Annotated in this window: 16 protein-coding genes; 4 read left to right on the top strand and 12 right to left on the bottom strand. The window is 46.2% G+C overall.

All coding sequences use genetic code 11. The features are described 5' to 3' along the window. The first annotated feature begins 88 nt into the window (after positions 1 to 88). Positions 89 to 322 (top strand): hypothetical protein, encoded by a 234-nt coding sequence (locus H6750_14840; protein ID MCB9775585.1) that lies wholly within the window; start codon positions 89 to 91, stop codon positions 320 to 322. A 236-nt stretch (positions 323 to 558) separates the two neighbouring features. Here the strand turns inward: H6750_14840 and H6750_14835 are convergent, their stop codons facing one another. The 11 genes from H6750_14835 to H6750_14785 form a co-directional block, all read right to left on the bottom strand. After that, the gene (locus H6750_14835; protein ID MCB9775584.1) at positions 559 to 1335 is read right to left on the bottom strand and encodes a hypothetical protein; all 777 of its coding nucleotides are present in this window, start codon (positions 1333 to 1335) and stop codon (positions 559 to 561) included. 9 nt (positions 1336 to 1344) lie between these two features. Further along, the gene (locus tag H6750_14830) at positions 1345 to 2709 is read right to left on the bottom strand and encodes an AAA family ATPase (protein ID MCB9775583.1); all 1365 of its coding nucleotides are present in this window, start codon (positions 2707 to 2709) and stop codon (positions 1345 to 1347) included. Between the two features lie 16 nt (positions 2710 to 2725). After that, the gene (locus tag H6750_14825; protein ID MCB9775582.1) at positions 2726 to 4204 is read right to left on the bottom strand and encodes a GumC family protein; all 1479 of its coding nucleotides are present in this window, start codon (positions 4202 to 4204) and stop codon (positions 2726 to 2728) included. Further along, complete coding sequence (locus H6750_14820; protein ID MCB9775581.1) at positions 4194 to 4688, bottom strand: polysaccharide biosynthesis/export family protein; 495 nt, start codon at positions 4686 to 4688, stop codon at positions 4194 to 4196. The genes H6750_14825 and H6750_14820 overlap by 11 nt, the downstream gene beginning before the upstream one ends. A 784-nt stretch (positions 4689 to 5472) precedes the next feature. Next, on the bottom strand, positions 5473 to 6168 hold the full coding sequence (locus H6750_14815; GenBank protein ID MCB9775580.1) for a polysaccharide biosynthesis/export family protein: 696 nt from the start codon (positions 6166 to 6168) through the stop codon (positions 5473 to 5475). Positions 6169 to 6591: 423 nt separating this feature from the next. Beyond that, positions 6592 to 9126, bottom strand: coding sequence for a polysaccharide biosynthesis protein (locus tag H6750_14810; GenBank protein ID MCB9775579.1), 2535 nt, complete (start codon positions 9124 to 9126; stop codon positions 6592 to 6594). A gap of 169 nt (positions 9127 to 9295) precedes the next feature. Continuing rightward, a complete protein-coding gene (locus tag H6750_14805; protein MCB9775578.1) occupies positions 9296 to 10453 on the bottom strand; it encodes a DegT/DnrJ/EryC1/StrS family aminotransferase in 1158 nt (385 codons plus the stop codon). 141 nt (positions 10454 to 10594) lie between these two features. Further along, on the bottom strand, positions 10595 to 11257 hold the full coding sequence (locus H6750_14800) for a class I SAM-dependent methyltransferase (GenBank protein ID MCB9775577.1): 663 nt from the start codon (positions 11255 to 11257) through the stop codon (positions 10595 to 10597). Between the two features lie 107 nt (positions 11258 to 11364). Next, positions 11365 to 12603 carry a glycosyltransferase family 4 protein gene (locus H6750_14795; GenBank protein ID MCB9775576.1) on the bottom strand — a complete coding sequence of 413 codons (1239 nt, stop codon included), beginning with the start codon at positions 12601 to 12603 and terminating at the stop codon, positions 11365 to 11367. Then, positions 12597 to 13916: a nucleotide sugar dehydrogenase gene (locus H6750_14790; GenBank protein MCB9775575.1), complete on the bottom strand. Its 1320-nt coding sequence runs from the start codon at positions 13914 to 13916 to the stop codon at positions 12597 to 12599. The genes H6750_14795 and H6750_14790 overlap by 7 nt, the downstream gene beginning before the upstream one ends. Before the next feature lie 133 nt (positions 13917 to 14049). After that, entirely contained in the window at positions 14050 to 14760 is a 711-nt protein-coding gene (locus H6750_14785; GenBank protein ID MCB9775574.1) for a class I SAM-dependent methyltransferase, read from the bottom strand. Between the two features lie 644 nt (positions 14761 to 15404). Here H6750_14785 and H6750_14780 point away from each other — a divergent pair. The 3 genes from H6750_14780 to H6750_14770 all read left to right on the top strand — a co-directional run bounded on the left by H6750_14780 (position 15405) and on the right by H6750_14770 (position 21383). Then, the gene (locus H6750_14780) at positions 15405 to 15644 is read left to right on the top strand and encodes a hypothetical protein (GenBank protein ID MCB9775573.1); all 240 of its coding nucleotides are present in this window, start codon (positions 15405 to 15407) and stop codon (positions 15642 to 15644) included. Positions 15645 to 16873: 1229 nt separating this feature from the next. Then, positions 16874 to 18778, top strand: coding sequence for a right-handed parallel beta-helix repeat-containing protein (locus tag H6750_14775; protein MCB9775572.1), 1905 nt, complete (start codon positions 16874 to 16876; stop codon positions 18776 to 18778). 421 nt (positions 18779 to 19199) lie between these two features. Next, positions 19200 to 21383 (top strand): VCBS repeat-containing protein, encoded by a 2184-nt coding sequence (locus H6750_14770; protein ID MCB9775571.1) that lies wholly within the window; start codon positions 19200 to 19202, stop codon positions 21381 to 21383. 91 nt (positions 21384 to 21474) lie between these two features. Here the strand turns inward: H6750_14770 and H6750_14765 are convergent, their stop codons facing one another. Continuing rightward, positions 21475 to 21660: a hypothetical protein gene (locus H6750_14765; GenBank protein MCB9775570.1), complete on the bottom strand. Its 186-nt coding sequence runs from the start codon at positions 21658 to 21660 to the stop codon at positions 21475 to 21477. Positions 21661 to 22331 lie beyond the last annotated feature (671 nt).

The raw sequence follows: 22331 nt of genomic DNA, 5'->3' as shown, positions 1-22331 counted from the left end.
CACCTTGGATTTAGTATGGATAGCAAGCTACCCTCACTATGCACTCAAGGTTTTTGGCACTACATTCAGCGGATGGAGAGGAGAATTTGTGAAATACCAACACCCGTTTATCCATTGGGTACTGGGATATGGTTTTTTGAAAAAAACCCTATGGGCATTCTGGGGTTACTTACTCTATCTTGGTCTCGGCTGCCTCAGTGAGTTGACGACGCAGTTAATCGAAGGATTCCATAGCACCCGGACAACCATGATTCTAGTCAGCCTGCTCTTTGGATGTTATATTTTCCTCCGGCGTGATGTGTGTCTGCCTTCTGTCCCCTAAAAAGATTGGAGATATTAGGCTATCTCGATAAAGTGACGCCTATTAGCATATAGAGCTTTCTAAAACTGGGAACGTACTTTAGAACCAATGACAGAAATTTGGCACACTGGAAAGGGAGGACGCCCGAATAGAACAGATCCTACTGCAGACGTGTTTTTTAAAGGAAACAATGGAGAAAGGAATTAATAATCACAAAATTAGGGAGGAACATGCAGAGTTACCCGAAAAGGGAAAATCTAAATAAATTTATAAAGAGATTCCGGGATGTACAAGTGCCGTTTTGTAAACACCATGCCAAGCAGATTTCCTTCCTGCATAAGAATCTGATCTCTGACTTTTTTTGCCACAGCCGATCGGGTTTTTTCTGCCTCAACCACCAGCACAATACCATCAACGGTTTCACAAAGCGCCAAGCTATCTGCAGTAACATTGGCCGGAGAAGAATCTATGAGAATGAGGGAAAACTGTTCACGAACAATTTTCCACATATCGGTAGGATTATAAAAAGTTCGTGTTGTGAGAGCTGACTGAACTTTAGAAGATAATGTCGCTAGAAAAAGATTCGATTGTTCAACCTGAGAAACGACACCCTCAAGAGCCTTCCCATCTTTTAATACATGATCCAGAGGGGATTTGGCCTCGATTCCGAATGCCTGATACTGACAAGGCTGCATAAGATCTGCTTCGACTAGAAGAACAGGCTTATTGCTGTGCTGAGAGGAAACCAGAGCAAATTCCCGAACAAGGGTGGAAGTGCCTTCTCCCCTTCTCGACCCGATGAACTGAATGACGTTTTTGTCAGGGCTTGGAAGCAATGCGGCAATATTTTGTGCCATGACCATCAATTCGGACTCATTATAAAGCCTTGGACAAGACGTTGTATTTCTAACTTGTAATAAAGAGGGAGACGGGATCGATACAGAAGGAACTTCTATTGACTCCTTTTTTACCTCATTGGCGGCAGCCAGCTTTTCTCCATAGGCAATCTGCAGCGCATCGTAAATTTTACTCATAATGTTGTCTTATTCTTTCACGTACTCAGGTAATACAATCTTTTGACCCGGAAGAATGATATCGGGATCGCTGATTTGTGGGTTATGCCGACGGAGCCATTCCACATATTGACGGCTCGATGAACCATAAGCTTCATTGGCAATTTGGCTCAAATTATCCCCCTCTTTGACCGCCCTGGTATTTGGTGAAATCTGCCTTGGCTTTGAAGCCACTTCCGTGTCATCCCTGAGTTTATCAACAGACTTGAATGTTTCTATTACCTTTTCGACGGGTTTTTTCGTCAAACCGGAATCCATTACCCCTTTATCCGTATCAGGAGTGGGTTTTTCTATTTCAGAGATAGATGAGGCCATAGGGTTCGGCTGCTCTTCAAGATGACCTATGCTTTCTTGAGACATTTTTTCGGAGGAGGTCGCCCTGGCATTCTGGCTTTCACCTTCCCCATGGCCTATTTTAGATACTCCAGCGTTTCCAGGAAGAAAGATGGGGCCTAACAAAAAAGCCCCAATTGCCAAAAGGATGACCACGGCAACACCGACCGCCCACTTCACAAGATAAGATGAACGAGAGCCATCCATATCAGCAAGGATTTCCCGCACCTCGCTTACAGAAACAGGCTTTTGTTGCCTTCCATATCCAGTGATCAAAGCGTTATCGCAAAGAATATTAATTCTCCGTGGAATGCCCTGAGCCTCGCGAATAATCAGTTTCATAGCTCCTGGCGTAAATAAAGGCGCTCCGGTGGATGAAGACAGCGCAACCCGATGTTCAATATAGGCTTGGCTCTCTTTCGGTTGCAGCGGCTGTATTGTTGCGCGAAGGGCAATTCGCTGGTTCAAAGACTTCAAGGTAGGATGATTCAGTAATGTTGTTAATTCTGGCTGCCCGATTAAAACTATTTGGATGAGCTTATCTGTGGATGTCTCCAAATTAGAGAGCAGCCGTAACTGCTCCAATGTTTTAACCGGCATATTCTGAGCTTCGTCAATGACCAGCACAACCGTGCTGTCTGACCGGTATTCCTGAATCAATGCTTCCTGAAGTTGATTGACCATCTCCGCCGAATCATCATGAGATGGAACAAGGTCAAGGCTTCGAAATATATCGGTCAAAAGACCGTGAAATGATAAAACTGGATTAAGGATATAGACTGTTTTCTGTTTTCGGTCACTCGTCTTTTCAAGGTACGCACGAATAATCGTTGTTTTTCCTACGCCGACCTCGCCATAAATGGCGACAAAACCTTTTCTTCTTTCAATTCCATAGATAATAGCCCCCATCGCTTCCTTATGGCTGGGGCTCAGATAAAGGAAATTTGGGTCAGGAGTCGTGTGAAATGGTTCTTTTTTGAGACCGTAAAATGCTAAATACATCTTGAAAAATTTCTAATTACAGCTTTTGCCCGAAAGAAGCCAATAGAGGGAGGTTCAAATCGTTTGCCGCTTGTTCCGGACGAGTGTAGGATCCTTCCAGATACTCAACCATAAAACCAAAACCTATGCCCATCATTATGCCAAATAGAGCGCCTAGAATAAGCTTGAGATCCGTTGGACGACCAGCCGGTTTTCGTGGAATTTCCGCAGGCTGGATAACACTGATATTGGACATTTTCAGACGATCCATTTCTTCAGACACTTTAGCTTCCTCGACCTTTTTAAGATAAAGTTGATAATTTTGCTCATCTGCTGCTCTTTGTCGCTCCAGGACTATTAATTCCTTATTTAACAGATCGAGTCGCTGTATTTTTTTGTCAAGATCCTGGATTTGGAGTTCAATAACTTGACTGCTTGCCTGAAGGGTCGTGATTTCAGACACAGCGTCTAATTGTTCCCTCTCAAGCTGGCTGTACATCGCTTTTTTCCCACTCGCTATCGTGTTGGCCCGCTCATTTTTCTGTTCGGCCAGAATAAATTTTTCCATCTGGTCTATTTCTTTTCGAAGATTGAGAACAGGAAAACTAGTTTCGGTGTATTTTGTTAAAAGCTTTTGTTCTTCGCGCTTCAAAGCAAATAGTTCCGCTTTGGCCTTTTCTAAATTCCCGCCTTCTTCGACTGTGGAAACAGGTATATTTTCGAGAATAGTTTTCATCTGAGTTTCAATTGAAGCGATTTTACCGGTCAGGCCTTGCAGGCGATTCTTGATTGTTTTGTATTCGCTGTCCAGACCAGCCCGCTGATCGAGAAGACGACTTTGCTGTTCGACAAGGGGGGAAGAAAGATCATGCTTATTTTTAAAAGCCTGAAGATTTTCTTCTGAACGTTCAAGTTGCACCTGATAGTCATGTAACTGCTTAGCCAAAAACGATGCCTTCGGATCACTAAACACTTGCAAATGCTTTTCTTTTAAGAATTCAATCAAGGTATTTAAAACAGTTGCGGCCATTTCAGGTTCGGTGTGAAGAAACGAAATTTGAACCACATTCGAATCCTTCACATGCTCCGGCAACAATCTAGCAACTAGAATTCCAGCAGCAGCCTCCACGGCCCTTTCTGGATTCTTTGGAGGGGATGACCAAATTTCCGGATAAACATTGTGAACGCCTAGGTCAGCCACAACCCGTTTTGCGAGATCACGGGAAGTTAAAATGCTGATTTCCGATTGAACCACATTTTCCTCATTGAATCTGGAGAATTGAGTACTCCCGACTTCTGGACGCACGATATGCTCCCTCCCAAACTTGAGCATGAGACTTGCCCGAGCTTCATAGAGAGTTTCTGAAGCGTAGATCCAAATGCCCACTCCCGCAAAAATAACAAGAAAAACGGAGAGGATAACATATTTCTGCTTAAAAAAAGCCGTCAAAATGTCACGGATATTTCCAAATGGATACGGCAACCCTTCCCTTTCTACCATTGCCTCAATTTCCATATTTCCCCCCAGAGTTCCCATCACCTACTGTTGCACTAACCTCCTCACCAGGCACGTTTGATGAACGAAGAAGGACCGCAACCTCAGGATTTTTGAGTTGCCCGGAATAATTCTTAATCAAAATTGTGCGAATTTGGTCGACCGTATGTCCAACAACAGTAATTTCACCGACCAACTGTAAGGCAATACGCCCATCTGGACGGACTAGAACGGTTTCATTGAGTTCCGGATTAAAAAAGAATTTAATATCGAGCTGATCCCCCACCTGAATTTGATAATCTTGTGGTGGGGTCTTTCCTACTTTGGTGAGGTAATTTATGTAATTTTTTTCATCTGCTGTGACTTGGCGACGAAGTTCATCGAGTTCCGGCCCCAAATTTCTCAGCCTATTCAGTTCTTTGTCTACTTCGGCAATCTGTTCCTTGATCACGCCACTTTGTGCTTCAGCCGAAACGAGGTCGGCTTGAGTATGAAATAATTGCATTTCCATCTCAAGATAGAGCGGATTCTTGCCGGTGGAAACACTGCGCGCCACTTGAGATTCCTGTTCCTTTATGAACTGATTAATCAATTCCATTTCTTTTCGAATTGCTTGAACATGAGGGTTGTTCTCGGTGTATTTGTTTAATAATTCCTGTTCTTTTAATTGAAGGGTCAGTAAATTATTTTTGGCCCCACCAACAATCCCTTGCTCTGAAGCCGAACTTGAAAGAGGAATCTGTTCTGGAATCTGGCTTATCTGATCCTGAATCCAGGCAAGTTTTTCTTGAAAGCCCTTTACTTGGTTTTCGGCCTGTTTTAATGCATCGTCCAAGGATTTACGCTGTTGAAGAAGATGATTCATTTGCGTTTCAATTAGAATAATTCCATGTTTCCGTTGAAAATCTTGAAGACGCCCCTCTGATTCTTCCAAACTTTGTTGATAGGAACGGAGTTGTTGCTTCATAATCGAAAACACGCGATCGCCGGGCTTTTCCATGTTCGTCGCGTCTGGGGGATTTCCAGTTTTTGACCCGGTTTCGGCATAAACCTGGATCTGAGGCAGGAGACTAAAGGGGAACGGTAAAAGAACAGCCAAGATAGTTGTCATCAAGAGGCTGTTTATATGGTAACGTCGAAAAGCTAACTGAATTCTTGTCATATTCACAGTCTTCCTTTTCTCTCCTTATCAACCCAAAAAAATCAAGGTCCGAACCTTTAACTCCAACACTAGGAAATTTGTGAGCGTAAAAACTCAGGTAACCCCTTTGCACCACCGACACATTGCCTCACCAAAATGACCTTGGAACATAGACCATATCAGAAGGAAGCAGTCGAATATCCTGACTCAGATCTCCTCCATTGAGGGCCCCATCTAAATCCACATTAATGACAAATCTCTGACCATCTTGATCCTCTCGTATTACTTTTACATTGCTTTTCTTTGCCGTATCTTCCTTCATACCCCCGGCACGCGCAATTGCTTGCAACACACTAATTGATCCGACCATTTCATATTCACCCGGTTTCGCCACTTCTCCATCGACATAGATTCTATAAGGCTCCCTTATGGAACGAACAATGACGGCAATCTCTGGATTTTTTAATTGCCCAACATACTTTTTCTCCAAAATACCTTTAAGCTGCAAGGGAGTCAGATCTGATGCCTTAACTTCATTAACCAATTGAAGGGAAATATGCCCATCAGGCCGCACCACTAAATCTTCCTCGTTTAGCTCTGGATTAAAAAAGAATTTTATGCTTAATTGGTCGCCAGGTTGAATTATGTAACGCGGATCATCGATACTAATTTTTTCATGCTCTTGCCCATGCACAATAGATGAACGTTCAATATTTGTTTTTCCAGAAAGAGTAGGGTAACCATTGGGCTCCAAACTTGAAGCATCAATTGTTTTCATTCCCTTCCACTCCGAATTACACCCAGCCAGAAAAACAAATATAGCCACAACAATTATAATCTTCATCCTCTTAGGTTCCTTTATTAGCAACAAATACTACGTAAAAACACTCACTTCAACTTTACCGCAGGCGACAATATCTTGAAAGAAAAATGGTTATAAAAGAATTTTTCGATTTACTCGAAAAATCTGCTTTTTCAGGTACTTTTGAATTTCACGTTGAATGATGATGGCGCTTCACTTTACTCTTATCAGCTAAAGAGTACTTATCACTGGAAGTCTGAAGCTTAACCATAAATGATACCTTATAAAAGTAATTTCTATCAAGGCTAGTTAAAATTGGGATTCATTCACCTCTCGGATGAATCAACCTGAAAATTAAGAATAACCACAAACTTAAACATTATCGGTATCCAAACAGAATCTGGGCAAGCAACTTAGCACCCAACCACCATCCCTCAGGCTTCACGAGCTTTGTCTTCCGCCTCATCAATGAATTTGATATTCCTCACTCATCGCAGATGGTTCTAAAATTTCCGGTCGATGAAAAGTCGGCACTAACTGCTGAAGAAGTTCAATCACCGAGGGAGAATGCCCCAATATCTGGACGTCCTCCAGCTTGCTCAAAATATTGGTCAGGAATTTCTGATCAAGAGATTGTGTCGATTGAATTCGAAGGATCTTATCAATTGGTGAAGGCACAGCTCGTTCATTCTCCCCAATCAGTTCCTCCTCGAGTTTTTCTCCAGGGCGAAGACCGATAAACTGGATGGGAATATTTTTCTCAGGCACATGACCAGAGAGTCGAATGAGGTTACGCGCAAGGTCCACCAGTTTAATTTGACCTCCCATCTCCAGGACATAAATCGCGCCTTGCTCCCCAAGGGCAGCCGCCTGCAACACTAAGATCACCGCTTCGGGAATAAGCATAAAGTAGCGGCGCACTTCCGGATGCGTGACCGTGACTGGTCCCCCAGCCTTGATCTGTTTTTGGAAGCGGGGCACAACACTGCCATTACTGCCCAACACATTGCCAAAGCGAACGGTCAAAAACCGTGTCTGACTCTGACTCGCCATGGCCTGAACGACCAATTCCGCCACCCGTTTGGTTGCCCCCATAACGCTGGACGGATTCACCGCCTTATCGGTAGAAATCAACACAAAATGCTCAACACCGAAGTGCGCGGCCGCTTCGGCCACCAACCTTGTGCCCAGGACATTATTTTTGAAAGCTTCCCCTGGATTCACCTCCATTAACGGAACATGTTTGTGGGCCGCCGCATGAAAAATAATCTCAGGACGGTACGAATTGAATGTCTCGTGGAGACGAGGAATATCCGTGATATCACCCAGCACTTCATGAACCACACCAGCATTACCCTGGTCCGTCAGCTCGCCCGCAATCGCATATAAACTGTTTTCGTGTCGTTCGTATAAGATGAGGGCCTTGGGAGCAAGGGCGACAATTTGACGGCAGAGCTCCGAGCCAATAGATCCACCTGCACCGGTCACCAGGACTCGCTTTCCGTCGATTAAATTGCGCACGGGCTGCGGATCCAATCCTACCGGTGGGCGCTGAAGCAGGTCTTCAATGGCAAGATCCCTTATCTGACTGATCGTGACTTTGCCTTCCAGAATATCGCCCAAATTCGGAAGGGTTTTGATGCGGACGTTAAAGGGAGCCAACAGTGCAGTAATATCCCGAAGAACGGCTGAATTGGTCCCGGGAAGAGCCACTAACACTTCCTCGGGTTTGTGCGTGTGAAGAATGCGTGACAGATCCTGGCGTGTACCCAGAACTTTGATTCCATGGATCCGCTTGCTCACTTTGGAAACATCATCGTCCACAAATCCAATGGGTGTATAGGAGGAGGTGGAATGTGATTGCATCTCCCGAACGATGTTTTCCCCCGCATCACCAGCCCCAATAATGAGGACTCGTTTCGTCTTTCTCAAGACCTTTCGCTCTCGAAAGATTCGGACCGCAAGCCGGATCCCACAAAGAAACCCGACCAACAGAATACTATCAATGATAAATATGGACCGGGGATACTCAATGAGACCGAACCCCCATTTGACGAGGCCATAGAACACCATAGTTCCAGCCAACACCCCACCCGTAATTTTCTTTAAGTCCCAGATACTAATATACCGCCAAAGTCCCTCATTGAGACGAAAGATCATAAAGGCGATCCCACGAATCACAAGCAGACCAGGCAAAGTCTTAAGTAAAAGTTGCCTTGCGTCGTCGGGAATGTTGCCGTCAAACCTCAACCAGAACGCCAAATAATAGGCCAAGACAATCAGTGCTAAATCCAACGTAATGATAATAGGTCGCCGATATTTGATAATAAAATGAAAAATAACCGAGTCTTCAAGAAAAGCCACCTCATCATGATTATCACGATCGGTGACCTTTAAAATGACACTTCGCAAGCCCAGCAGTTGCAATAAGGTCTGGGCCATGACAGCAAGATCAAAAGCTAAAGAGGCATGTTCGATATATAATTTTGCTAAGCGGATTTTTTCTGGCAGAATCGTATTCGTGTACTCATCTTCTGGCTTCTCAACCTTTCCGAGAAGCCCTTGTTCATCAATGTACTTTAGAGAAGCCAAATCTGTTAACCCCGGCCTGACCGTCAAGACATCGTGATAGTCCTCTTTGAATTTCTCCACATAATAAGCCACCTCAGGACGTGGGCCCACCAGACTCATATCCCCTATTAGTACATTGAACAGCTGCGGGAGCTCGTCAAGTTTCAACCGGCGCAAAAATCTTCCAATACGAGTCACACGAGGATCTTCGCCGATGGTCAGCTCCCCTCCCTTTTGGGAGGCGTCCGTTGCCATCGTGCGAAACTTATACAGACAAAATGGGCGAAAGCCCTGTCCCACGCGCACCTGTCGAAACAAGACAGGCCCTCGCGAATCCATTTTGATAAGGAGAGCGAGCACCACAAAAAGGGGCATACACGCCACTAACCCTAAAAACGCACCAAGAGTGTCAACAACACGCTTAGTCATTACCGGTACTCCTGAATGAACATTGCAACCAATTAGATGAAATGTGAATTTCGATCTCTATCAGTTTCCAATTAGTTGGAAAAGGAGGGATACCACCATAAGGAGGGGGGGAACCTGCCATGTATCCACTAGAAAGCTTCAAGAATCTGAGTCTCAGTGCCTCGATTACTTATCGGCGGTTTGCTTTGATAAGCGTTGCGACCACCTCAATGACATATTGGATATCCAATTCTGTCATTTTAGGATAAATGGGGAGAGATATAATGCGCTCAAATACCGAACTCGCCACAGGGAAATCATTGGGGAAATACCCGTAATTATCTCTATAATAGGGGTGAAGATGCAAGGGGATAAAATGCACACTGGTTCCGATGCCCTGTTTCTTCATAAGATCGATCATTTCGTTGCGTCCAATACGCAGACACTCCAGGTTCAATTGGATCACATAAAGATGCCAGGCATGCTCCACATCGTCAGCCAAATGGGGAACCAAAATTTCTGGAATCTCCTTAAACCCTTCGTTATAGAGTGTGGCATACCGCTTTCGGATCGCTGCAAAATGGTCGCATTTGTGTAGCTGAGGGATTCCTAATGCTGCCGCAATATCCGTCAGATTATACTTATACCCCGGATAGCAAATCTCGTAATACCAATTGCCCTCAGGGGTATATCGATTGACGGCATCCCGCGAGATGCCGTGCAGACTTAAAAGTCGCATGCGCTCTGCCCATTCGGCATTTTCAGTCGTGGCCATCCCCCCTTCACCAGTCGTGATCGTCTTGGTTGAATAAAAAGAAAAGCAGGTAATATCTCCCAATGCCCCGACCATCCTTCCACGATAACGTGTCGGAAGAGCGTGAGCAGCATCCTCAATGACCTTCAAATGATGAACTCTGGCAATCTCCAGAATGCGATCCATTGCACAAGGCTGCCCGGCATAATGAACAGGGATAATCGCCTTTGTTCTGGGCGAAATCGCTTTTTCAATCTGAGCAACATCAATATTCAAGGTATCAGCCTGGCAGTCCACCAACACCGGTTTCGCTTTAAGGTAATGCACCACCTCTGCGGTGGCGGCAAAGGTCATGGTGGGCACAATGACCTCATCGCCTTCGGTCACGCCAACCGCTTCGAGGCCAAGATGCAAAGCAGCCGTGCAGGAATTCAGGGCCACAGCATGTCGAGCCTCTACCCGCTGTGCAAATTCCGCCTCGAACTGCTTGGCCTTTGAACCGGTAGTCAACCACCCTGAACGGAGGGTCTCAACCACCGACTGAATTTCTTCCTCGCCAATATCAGGAACATGAAAAGGTAAAAATTGCTTCATCCCAACCTTCCGTGGTCATCGCATAAAATTATGAATGTGTTCATGGAATACGAGAATGTATGGATCTTGCTCTGCTGCTTGGTCGTTATGAGTTGATGCATGCGAATTACAAGAATTCTTCCCCACAGCGACAAGGCCTGTTCACTTGCGAATAACTCCAAGATAATGGGAATTAAAAATTTTAAGTCGTTCCAGAAGGTAACAAGTCAGTAAAGAATACGGGGCAAGAAACCTTGCAAGAGGAGGGGCCAGCGTTATTCGTCTAAGGTCGATTCGACAATTCGGGAAAAGCCGAAAAATTTCACGCTTATTCACCCCCTGAACATCAGGATTTCTTGGATTGTTCACATGAAAATCATACCAAAGTATGGCGCCATTTGCCTTGACTACCCGTAACATTTCTGATGCTATCTGTTGCTTAGTGGAGAAATCGAGTATGGAAGAAAAAACAGTAGACTGAAGCACCAGATCCAAGCACCCATCTGAAAACCCGACTTTGGTCCCGCTTCCACATTCGATATGCACACCTTGGGGAGAGAGCTGCTTGGCAATATCTACTCGTTCGGACAAGAGTTCAATTCCATTGATGTTTTGTGGTCGTGCGCCCCATTTAATGAACTCTCGGAGCCAATAACCCGTACCACATCCAATTTCCAGAATATGCTGGGTCTCTAATGGTAAGAAACCATGACGTTTCAACGTTCTCAAAAATAGTCGTTCCCGTTCTTGCATCAAAAAAACATAGCTGGGATTAAACCATGAATAATGGTGTTCCGCTTGGCGTTTGCCATAGGCATTTCGCATTCGGACTTCTTCAGTTTCAATATATTTGGACATACTTTAGGACATGAAACTAATCACAAAGATACAATTCAGTTTTTGAGAAGATTTTTAAGACCGTGATAAAGATTCTATTGCTGCCATATTCCAAGCTCTTGAATCCATCGTGTCACAATAACTTTCCAACTATAGTCAACTTCGACTAATTGCCTACCAGCTCTTCCCATGCTATCACGGCCGGCCCGATCAGAGGCGAGTTGCTCAATGGCGGCGGCTAATTTCTCAGGATTTTCCGGATCCACCGTCATCCCACAGTGATTATCCCGAATCACATCTGAGGCCTCTCCGAGACCTGCATAAATGACAGGAACCCCACAACTCAGGGAAGGAAACACTTTTGAAAGCCGCATCTGATTCGCAACATCCAGATCACGTAACGTCGCAATAGAGGCGTAACTGATCGAATACAGTCTGGCCATTTCCTCATAAGGTGACTGGCCAAACACCACATTTGTTAATTGTAAATCTTTGGCCAACTGAATAATCCGTGGCCGTTCGGGACCATTGCCAATCATCAGGAAAACAAGATCCTTATGGTCCTGGAGTAAATTGGCAGCGTGGATCAGTGTGTCCAACCCATGGTAATACGCATGGGTGCCAACATAGACAAAGACCATCTTTTCTCTCAATTTCCATCGATCCAGCAATTCCGGACAGGGGGGCCTGGGGCAGAGGAACCGAGTGTCCGCCCCATTAGGAAGAAAGGTAATCTGAGTACGAGGCAATCCACGTTCTTCAAAATGACGAATAAAGCGGTGAGTGACGGTCGACACTTTCCAGGACTTCTTCAGAAAAAGGTTTTCCAAATTTAAGGCCAACCGAAGAAACGCCTCGCTTTTAATAAACCCCATTTGCCTGGCAACATCAATCTGCAAATCCGGCACATGGTAAATATAAGGAACTCCTCTGATCCATTTCATGCAGAGGCCCACGATGCCAAGAGACAACGGCTGGGATTCAACAAACATGACATCGGGACGAGGACCAAATAGGGCGGCAATCAGGGCAGTCAAGGTGAAACTCAGATAATTCAGTAACCGGATCAAAGGAGATTTTCCACTGCCAGGATAAATCCACACCCTTCGGACAGGAACACCATCGATTTCTTCACGAATACTGAATTTTGTGGTGGGATATCCAGGGAAAATTTCCCCCTTGGGATAGTTGGGCAGAGCGGTCAAAACTTCTAGGTCAATCCCGTGCTCCCGCAATTCATTGGCCAGACAGCGTAAACGGATTTGCGGGGCTCCAATTTCCGGGGAATAGTACTGCGTGAGGATAAGCCAACGCTTACGAGGATTTTTTACCATGAAATCCCTGTATACTTTGCAAATCCCAAGGATTCAGGCCGATCGGCCAAGCGAACCAGATCAAGGATCATAACGGAATGATTCACATTTTTTAAGAGATCTAAAAATTCCGGACGTTTCTGGCTCAACACCAGCACATCAGACCCGCTCATGATCTCTTCTGCACGATCACACAAAATAGTTTTGATTTGAGGTAGCTGGCGCTCTAAATATTCAAGATTAGCTCCCAACATTTCCTGAAGATTCACATCAGGATCGTATACGAGCACATCCACTCCATCCTGCCAAAGATCGCGAATCAAATTAATAATGGGGCTTTCCCGAAGATCATCGGTTCCCGCTTTAAAGCTCAGGCCGAAGATACCAACCTTTTTGGCCCCGATCTCCTGAAGTTTAATCCTGGCCAAATTCACTTGCTGGCTGTTGCTCGGCAGAATAGATTCCAAGATGGGCACTTCGACCCCGAGACGGCGAGCATTATAAGTCAATGATCGCAGATCTTTGGGAAGACAGGAGCCCCCAAAAGCAAATCCCGGCATCAAATAGGCAGGGGAGATATTCAACTTCGTATCCGAACAGACAAGCTTCATCAATTTATGACTGTCAATATCAAGACGATCACAGACGCGCCCAATTTCATTAGCAAATCCGACTTTTAATGCATGAAACACGTTATTCGTGATTTTCAAAAATTCCGCTTCTTCAAGAGTGACATGCTCAATCGGGGCATGGATGCCCTGATAAAGCCGATCCAAAATTTCGCCAGACCGCTGGTTCAGTTCCCCTATAATAGTATAGGGAGGTGAGTCGAAGTCCTTCACCGCACAGCTTTCACGTAAAAATTCCGGATTCATCGCTAAACCAAAATCGTCTCCAGCTTTTTTCCCGGAAACTTCCTCAAGAATCCGTGCAAGGAGATTACGGGAAGTTCCGGGAAATACCGTACTGCGTAAACACACCACATGATAATGCGAGATGCCTTTGAGTCCTCGACCAATATCATGCGTCACAGCTTCGACGTAGCCTAGTTGAGGACTACCATCGGCACTACTTGGGGTTCCGACACAAATCAAGGAAATATCAGCTTGCAAAACGCAATCAGTCCCATTGGTAGTTGCTCGCAAGGCGCCTGCCTTCACAGCTTGCTTGATCAATTCGTGTAACCCCGGTTCCTTGATTGCGCAGTCGCCCCTGTTTATCGCTTCCACTTTGGTGAGATTGGGATCGATACCGATAACCTCGTGACCCAAACGCGCCAAACAAGCCGCCGAAACGGTACCCACATATCCAAGCCCCCAGACTAAAATCCGCATAACAAGCTCCCCTTACTCCATAGTGACTATTAACTCACTGAATTATCTCGAACGTCCCCTGAGATCATTGACTAAAAGTCTTCACGAGCCTAGAGGATTCGGAAGAACATAGAAAGAAACCCATACAAAAAAATCACTGACGTGTACCTGTTACCACAAACATCTGTCCATGCGTATCCTGAGACATCCAATCAGCTACTCGCACGATACTATAAAAAATAGGGAATAGAGGTAATAGGAGACGAGGACGACGGATAAAGATTTCACGAGACCGGATGGCTGCCGATGATCGGATCAGATGTACCGTAGATGGCTGTTCATATTTTATCCCGACCTTCTCCAGCATTCCCTGCATTTCATCTTGGCTGAAATATTTCGTGACGAAATGTCGCTTCTTGTGCCACTCCCGGAATGCTAAGGAAGAGTTCTCCGGCAAAAGGCTATCGACGGATAGCGCCAATCGACCGCCAGGCTTAAGGACCCGGGCCATCTCGCGCAATCCCTGAAAAGGATCGTTGAAATGTTCCAGGCAACTGATGCTCACCACCTTATCAAAACTCTTATCCGGGAAAGGCAAGGACTCGCCAAAACTCTGTACATAATCAATATTCGGATAAGCATACAACATTTTGGCGTGTTGTAACGCCTGCCAACCCGGATCGATCCCGACAATATGCGCACAGTCTTTGGCAAAAGACGCCGTCCAATATCCATCGCCACTCCCCGCATCAAGCACCCTATCGGTCTTCTTTAGGGCCAACATGGATTTCAGCGTCGCGAACTCACGATCCCTGTTCAGAGTCAACACGCTTCTACAAATACGATCAATTCGAGTGAGGAACATCGGCGACGGCACTTTCCGGAGTATGAATTGTCATACTCACATTAGGGGGCAAAGAAATTGAAGAAGCCCATAGAAATACAGAAAAACAGGATTACATCATTGGGGGGGGAATGACAAAAACGCTCCAACCTACCTCATAGTGTAATCACCCTCAAGCCCCGAATTCCGAAGAGCACAGGATTCTTTTACCTTCTGAATGTCTCTAAATTACCAATAGCCCTCTCATAGGGCGACACCACAGGATTAGTATCTGCAGATTAGATGCAGAACATTAGGTCAAAAGGTAGCTTGAGGGTAAAGTTTTAGCAATCGTACCCGATACATAGACCGATGGTTAATAGGTCTATCCGCAGAAGCCCGATTGTCTCACATTTCAGTGGTATGAAAAAATGTCATTGGAAAAGTCACGCAATATGGAATTAAATGACTTCATTAAAACACCGTGCCCCTTATTCCTCTGCCTGGTCCTCCTGCCAACCTTTTAGCGGTGCCTATTGTCCTACCCGACGACTCAATGCGCTTAAACCATTAAAAATAATGAAAACGCCTGAAGCCAGGCAAACCCGTACACCACAATAAAATATCCGCTCGGTCACCTTGTTGCCGGTGACACGCTATTGATCCGTGGCGGAATATATTCAGAAATGCTGAAAAGTCGTAATGGGACATATTTCTCTTCAGGAAGGTCGTGGACTAATCCTGGTACAGTTGCAGTATTTCCTGGAAAACAAGTAACTTTGAGAGGGGTGATGACCAATGGAATTGAAAATCCATTGACGCAGTTTGTCCTTTCCCATGGCATTATCATTGCTGAGCTTCATCTTTTGGCAATTAGTCCAGCTATTAATGGGGTATATATGGAGGAAGTAAAAAGCGGATGCTGAAGGTCTAAAGAGATCGTTGAGTTTCCCGACAATCGACGTGTACGAATATACCACAAATTCAATGAGTGAATCTCCGAAAAAAACACAGCTGGATACAAATAAAGAAAATCCTAATCATCCATCAAAATTAAACCTCTGAGGTTATGATCAGAGGTTCAGGCTTTTGCCAGACAGGGTTTGCCGGTTGAGTCTTAATGAATTTACTTCTTGATCTTTGCGGGCTGAATACCAACCCACTCACATCGAAACGCCACCATACAAAAATTATCTTCTCACTCATTTTCTCAGTTCAGGCCTTTTGTTTAATAAAAAAATCTCATACTTCTTCAGGGCCTGGTCGGTGCAGTATCATAAGGATCTCAAAATCACTTCGATCCGCAAAATATCCACTACCGGACCTCAAAACTCAATTCTTCCCCCACCAAAAGGCCTGAAGGGTTTCGGGCACCTTTCAAAGCCGATTCCATAAAAACTGCAGGCTTCGACCTACACTAGATTTGGCCGATTTTAATTTTTGCACAATTTAATTTGCTTGCAATTCGAGTTAATTCACATTCGAATTGACTGAATTTATTATATTTTTGTACCTAATGGCAAAATTTTCTTCAAAATTGTCCATTGACGGTACCAATATTGCTGTCTGCACTTCTGACGTCTGACTGCTTAAAGAAATATTCAAAATTTCAAACACCATATGAAAAATTCAAAAAACAGCATAATGAATGATCATGATGACATGATGTGATGAAAAAGTTTGCCGCTCTGACAATGAGGAATGGAAGGAAGGCCATTTCTCATAAGTTTGAATGGATACGGCAAAACCTTCCATTTTAAATAATTCCTCTAAAACAATTGCCTAGTTCATAAATGCGGTTTCCATTGAAAAATATTGTCAGAAAAATCGTGTCATCGATCAATGAGTGTCGAAGTGTCCTCCACCCTTTGCATGTTACTTATATGATGGCACACCCATTCTCCAATCCTCCCATGATAAGGGAGTGCGTTGTGCAGAAATTTTCCAGATTTATTATGTCTGCAATCAGAAATCCATTATTAGAATATCCGTAGATTTTTTCCTACCTATTTCATTCAATTCTTACACAGTTTTCCCCCGCATTTATTCCGTATTTTAATTCGGCTTTTTCGGTGCACAGATGATCGAACAATAGAGCCCGATCGTGTGTGCCATTTGTCAACGTGCCTTCGTATTAACTGGAAGGAAGAACCTAATGAACGTATTATCAAAAGCAGGGACATTCCTTGTACTAAGTGTGTGTTTCCTAATCTTTGGAACAACCACCTCGGCCAGTGCCGCCCCCAAACTCCTGTCGCCCATAGCCGGTTCGACCTTACCCGGCAGCACCGCCACCTTCACGTGGACGGCCAATGGCGAATCTCTCACCGATTGGTCCTTGCGCATCGGCACCAAACAAGGTGATTCTTCGCTCTACAACAGCGGCAACCTCCCAAGCGGGACCCTGGCTCAAACCGCTGTCGGGATCCCCACCAACGGATCGACCGTGTGGGTGCGGTTGCAGTGGCGCTACACCAATGGCCTCTGGTCCTCAACTGACGTTCAATACACTGCCAATACAGGTTCGGGAAGTACGAGTAGTACGAGTAGCACCAGTACCGTCAGTACCGCGAGTGCCAGCACCACCAGCAACAATGGCAGTGGGCGCCCCGCTCTCCTGACACCATCAGCGGGCTCAACGCTCCCCGGCAGTACCGCCACCTTCACCTGGACGGCCAATGGCGCCGCTCTCACCGACTGGTCCCTGCGCGTCGGCCTGAGCGCCGGCGACTCTGACGTGTATAATAGCGGCAACCTGCCGAGTGGAACTCTGGCGCGTACGGTCTCCGGGCTCCCTACCAACGGGTTGCCGGTGTGGGTCCGCCTCCAATGGCGCTATACCGACGGCTCATGGTCCTCAACCGATGTGCAATACAAGAGCGGCACAGGCAGCACCAGTACCAGCGATCCGACTCCCACCAGTCCCAGTCCCACCAATACCAGCACCAGCACCACTCCTAGTGGATCGGCCTTTTATGTGTCCACGTCCGGGAACGATGCCAACCCAGGCACCCAATCCGCCCCCTTCCGCACTATCAAACGGGGACTCGGGGTTCTTCAGCCTGGCAATACCTTATTTATCCGGGGCGGGACTTATCAGGAATTTTTGCATAGCTGGAACGGAACCCGCTTTCCTTCGGGTAATTCCTGGAGCTCACCCATCACGATAGCCGCTTTCAACGGCGAGACCGTGAATCTAGTCGGCAGTATCGATCTTGCCCAGTCCTCCCCAGCAATTCAGTATCTGATTTTTGATGGCATCCGCATCAATGCCAACGGAGAGGAAACCGGCATTTCTCTCACTGGCAATACACATCACATCCGGTTTCAAAATGGCGAGGTGAAGAATGCCGGGAGATGGGGAATTGCTACCAACTTCCACAATACTACATCCTTTGCAGATACCTTCTATGAATTTATCAACCTAGATGTTCATCATAATGGCAGGACGAAAAATGTGGATCATGGCTTTTATATTAAGACCTCCAGGAACCTGATCGATGGGTGTCATATCCATGATAATGTCGCCTGGGGCATTCATAATTTCGCGGGAGATAACTCGGAACCCAAAGCGAATAATAATACCTATCGCAATAACCTCATCCATCACAATGGCATTAATTATAGCCAGGGCGGGGGTATCACAATGGGCTCCGGCGACAACAATATTGCCTATAACAATGTGGTGTGGAAGAACTACACCGGGATTAATGTCCATTCCTATCGGAATCCGGTCAATTCCGGCGTCTTCCATAACACAATCTATGGCAATACGGGCTATGGCATATTGATAGAGCCTGGCTCTCAAGGTGCCGACGTGATCAACAACATTAGTTACGGAAACTATGTCAACATGGATAATCGGGGAAGCGGGACAAGCATCAGCAATAACCTGACCTCCAATCCCTCCTTTAAGAACGCTAGCGCCGGCGATTTTCATCTGCAATCGGGTAGTGCGGCCATTGATACGGGCACGACCCTTAGCGCCGTGCCCACCGACCGTGAGGGAAGAAGAAGGCCACAGGGCAATCGGTCCGATATCGGGGCCTATGAATGGTAAAAACATAGCTTTCCTATAAATAGCGGGGCAACAGGACCGGATGGTCCTGTTGCCAGCTAGGAACAAAAATAATGCAGGAACTGTTTTAAATAGTAGTAACGCTCAAGCAATTTTCAAACAAAAGGTTCTTTAACTTTTTCTGAAGGGTATTTCTTCATATCTTAAACGGGAATGTTTCAACTAAAGAAACTACATTTCATTCTAATCAACACCTCAGTTTCTTTAACACATTCATAAAATCTCCAGTTTTTTTATATTGAACCCACAATTTTATACTGACAATCCCTCCAAACCAGGGGACCAATTGCGACTCGTCCTGTTGATTTGAATTGGAAAAAAAATGATAAAAAAGATAAGAAACATATCACCTAAACATGGAATGGCAATTCTCCTGAGTGTCTTTCTGTGGATGTTTTCAGGATTGACTTCGACACATGCCATTCAACATTCACCCCCATATGATTTGAATGGGGATGCCAAGGCCGATCTTCTTTGGCGAAATTCGAGTAGTGGCATTGTCTCAGCGTGGTTGATGAATGGAGAGACGATTGCCTCAAACGGCCTCCTGCCCACAATTCCGTCAGAGTGGCAGATGGTTGGTATGGGCGATGTGAATGCAGATAACCGGGCGGATATCATTTGGCGTAATAGCGCCAGCGGGGGAGTAGCAGTCTGGATGATGGATGGATTGACTATTAAGTCAACCGGCTTTCCCGGCAGCGCATCGATGGAATGGGCCATTCATGCAGTCGGTGACCTAAACGGTGACGCCAGGACGGACCTTGTTTGGCGCAATACAAACACTGGCGAGGTTTCAATGTGGTTAATGAATGGAAGTAAAATTGTCTCATCCGGAATTCCAGCCGGGGTCCCTTTAGACTGGCAAATTGCCGGAGTGGCCGATATGAATGCCGATGGTAAAGGGGATGTCATCTGGCGACATGGCACCACGGGCACAATTGCGGTATGGCTAATGAATGGGCTAAACATAATCTCAACGGGATTTCCGGGGAGTACGCCTCCCGATTGGGAAATTGCCGGCACCGGAGATGTGGACGGCGATGGAAAATCAGACTTTGTTTGGCGCAATATTTTAAACGGGGCAGTCTCCGTCTGGTTGATGAATGGTATCTCCGTTGCTTCGTCCGGCTTTTTAGACGGAGTCCCGACGAACTGGGTCATTGCGCAAGTGGGCGATACGGATGCCGATGGCAAAGCGGATATAATCTGGCGCAATAGCACCACTGGTGTGGTGAGTGTATGGAAAATGAAGGGTCTTGTCATCACCTCAGTCGGTTATCCGGGGGTCATCGATACAGGAACCAACAGCAGGACATCAAGAGGAGTTGACAATGTGGGACCCAAACTCCTGACACCATCAGCCGGTTCAACGCTCCCCGGTAATACCGCCACCTTCACCTGGACGGCCAATGGCGCCGCTCTCACGGCCTGGTCCCTGCGCGTCGGTCTGAGCGCCGGCGAATCCGACGTATATAATAGCGGCAACCTGCCGAGCGAAACCCTGGCGCATACAGTTTCCGGACTCCCTACCAACGGGGTGCCGGTGTGGGTCCGCCTCCAATGGCGCTACACCGACGGCTCATGGTCTTCAACCGATATCCAATATAATGAAAAAACCGGAACTGGCGGCACCAGCACCAGCAGCCCAAGTCCTACCCCCTCGACCCCCACCGCGCCTAATACAAGCAATCCCAGCCCCACCCCGAGTGGATCAGCCTTTTTTGTGTCCACGTCCGGGAACGATGTCAACCCAGGCACCCAATCGTCCCCCTTCCGCACTATCAAACGGGGGCTCGGGGTTCTTCAGCCTGGCAATACCTTGTTTATCCGCGGAGGGATCTACTCGGAATACCTTCAAACGCACACCGGCACCAAATTTCCCGTCGGAACTTCATGGAATACTCCGGTGAAAGTGGCCGCCTATAATGGCGAAACCGTCACCCTCAGGGGAGTACTCGATATCGGGACCGCCTCCCCGCCGACTCAGTATGTGATTTTCGATGGCATTAATATCGATGCGACGGGGGAGACAACTGCTATTTCCCTCACAGGAGGATCGCACCATATCCGATTCCAAAACCTTGAAATTAAAAATCCACAGGTCAATGGGGTTCAGATAACCTGGCACAATGGCGGGTCCACGCATAATGAATTTCGCAATTTGCATATCCATGACACGGGGAAAAGTGGAAAAGGCCACGGCATGTATATAGAAACCTCCAATAATCTCATTGATGGGTGCGAGCTCCATGATAATTATAAATGGGGCATACAAATCTACGATGGACATACCTACAAGAGTAATTTCAATATCCTCAGAAATAACAAGGCTTACCGAAACGGACTGGGTTTTGGAGGTAGCGGTGGCATCACAATCGGAGGAGATGGCAATCTCATTGAAAATAACGAAGTGCACGACCAAATACGGGGAATCTCACTGATAGATGGCCAGCCCCGAAACTCGATCGTGCGCAATAACACGGTATATAACCATACCGGCGCGGGCATTCTTAGCAGTGGACCGAATAATTCCATCACGAATAATACGGCCTATAACAATGTTCCCAATTATGTGACCCAATGAGAATGAAAAAAAGGTGGCTCAAGAAAATTGAGCCAATGAGATGGCTAAGCTGGGCTCAAATCCAGTCAAGGGGCTGAACAACCCCATGAGCCTATGCTTTCAATCGCAGAAGAGTGCCGCCGGGGACAAATCCCCCGGCGGCGAAAATGGCGGCAGCCCCACCCAGAAAATATAAGATCCTGGCTTTAGGGGACCGTCCGTTCCGATGAACCAAATCACGTAAAAATGTCTGACGAAAGTAGGACTCCACACTTGCCTCGGAACAGCCAATGGTCATCCTCCACAACCAACCGCCCTGCTAAGCCGGTTGATACTTATTTAGTATGTCATTGCTCTCCAAAACAGGTAAACCGGTCCTCAATGTGTAAGCTTCCTCATCACGCGGGCAGCGGGAACATGGATTTTTCTGTAGTGGAGTTGTGATAGATGCATGCAGCTGCTCCCTGCAAGGCCTGGTGAGAGCGAAGTTCATGTAGGTTCTTATTCAATTGTCCGTGAACTCTTGCACGTCTTCCAAAATTCGAAATACATAGAGATTGAGCATTTCATTCCGATAGTTACATTGAACCCCTCGCTAAAAGCATTCTGCGTGGGGCGGCCGAGTTGGATGTGATAGATTTGACTCGATGAGTCTTTAAACAATCTTGAAGGCTCTGTGCGTATGCTAGGCCCCAGGGTGCATTGAAGACTCAGCGACCAATCGATGAACTCTATTTCAAGAGGCCGTTCTATGGCAGCCCGTGTGATCACTTCCTGCGTCTAGGACAGCGGGTCAATCGCAAACGCACACAACACTTGATGCGGCAGATATGATTCCGGGCGATCTACCCGAAGCCACGTGCGAGTCAAGTCGGCAAAAGGTCGTAAATCTATCCCTATTTATTGAAATAACTCAACATCGCGCGTCCGAACCAGGTCTGGGCCAGCGACATCAATTATACTCAATGG

This window comes from Nitrospiraceae bacterium, from assembly GCA_020632595.1.
Classification (GTDB): Bacteria; Nitrospirota; Nitrospiria; order Nitrospirales; family UBA8639; genus Nitrospira_E.
This window is presented reverse-complemented; position numbering and strand designations above follow the sequence as displayed.

Bases quoted from the DNA above. Each gene is read 5' to 3' on its own strand.
- H6750_14835 (MCB9775584.1), bottom strand. From the start codon at position 1,335: ATGAGTAAAATTTACGATGCGCTGCAGATTGCCTATGGAGAAAAGCTG.
- H6750_14830 (MCB9775583.1), bottom strand. From the start codon at position 2,709: ATGTATTTAGCATTTTACGGTCTCAAAAAAGAACCATTTCACACGACT.
- H6750_14825 (MCB9775582.1), bottom strand. From the start codon at position 4,204: ATGGAAATTGAGGCAATGGTAGAAAGGGAAGGGTTGCCGTATCCATTT.
- H6750_14820 (MCB9775581.1), bottom strand. From the start codon at position 4,688: ATGCAATTATTTCATACTCAAGCCGACCTCGTTTCGGCTGAAGCACAA.
- H6750_14815 (MCB9775580.1), bottom strand. From the start codon at position 6,168: ATGAAGATTATAATTGTTGTGGCTATATTTGTTTTTCTGGCTGGGTGT.
- H6750_14810 (MCB9775579.1), bottom strand. From the start codon at position 9,126: ATGACTAAGCGTGTTGTTGACACTCTTGGTGCGTTTTTAGGGTTAGTG.
- H6750_14805 (MCB9775578.1), bottom strand. From the start codon at position 10,453: ATGAAGCAATTTTTACCTTTTCATGTTCCTGATATTGGCGAGGAAGAA.
- H6750_14800 (MCB9775577.1), bottom strand. From the start codon at position 11,257: ATGCGAAATGCCTATGGCAAACGCCAAGCGGAACACCATTATTCATGG.
- H6750_14795 (MCB9775576.1), bottom strand. From the start codon at position 12,603: ATGGTAAAAAATCCTCGTAAGCGTTGGCTTATCCTCACGCAGTACTAT.
- H6750_14790 (MCB9775575.1), bottom strand. From the start codon at position 13,916: ATGCGGATTTTAGTCTGGGGGCTTGGATATGTGGGTACCGTTTCGGCG.
- H6750_14785 (MCB9775574.1), bottom strand. From the start codon at position 14,760: ATGTTCCTCACTCGAATTGATCGTATTTGTAGAAGCGTGTTGACTCTG.
- H6750_14780 (MCB9775573.1), top strand. From the start codon at position 15,405: ATGCTGAAAAGTCGTAATGGGACATATTTCTCTTCAGGAAGGTCGTGG.
- H6750_14775 (MCB9775572.1), top strand. From the start codon at position 16,874: ATGAACGTATTATCAAAAGCAGGGACATTCCTTGTACTAAGTGTGTGT.
- H6750_14765 (MCB9775570.1), bottom strand. From the start codon at position 21,660: ATGACCATTGGCTGTTCCGAGGCAAGTGTGGAGTCCTACTTTCGTCAG.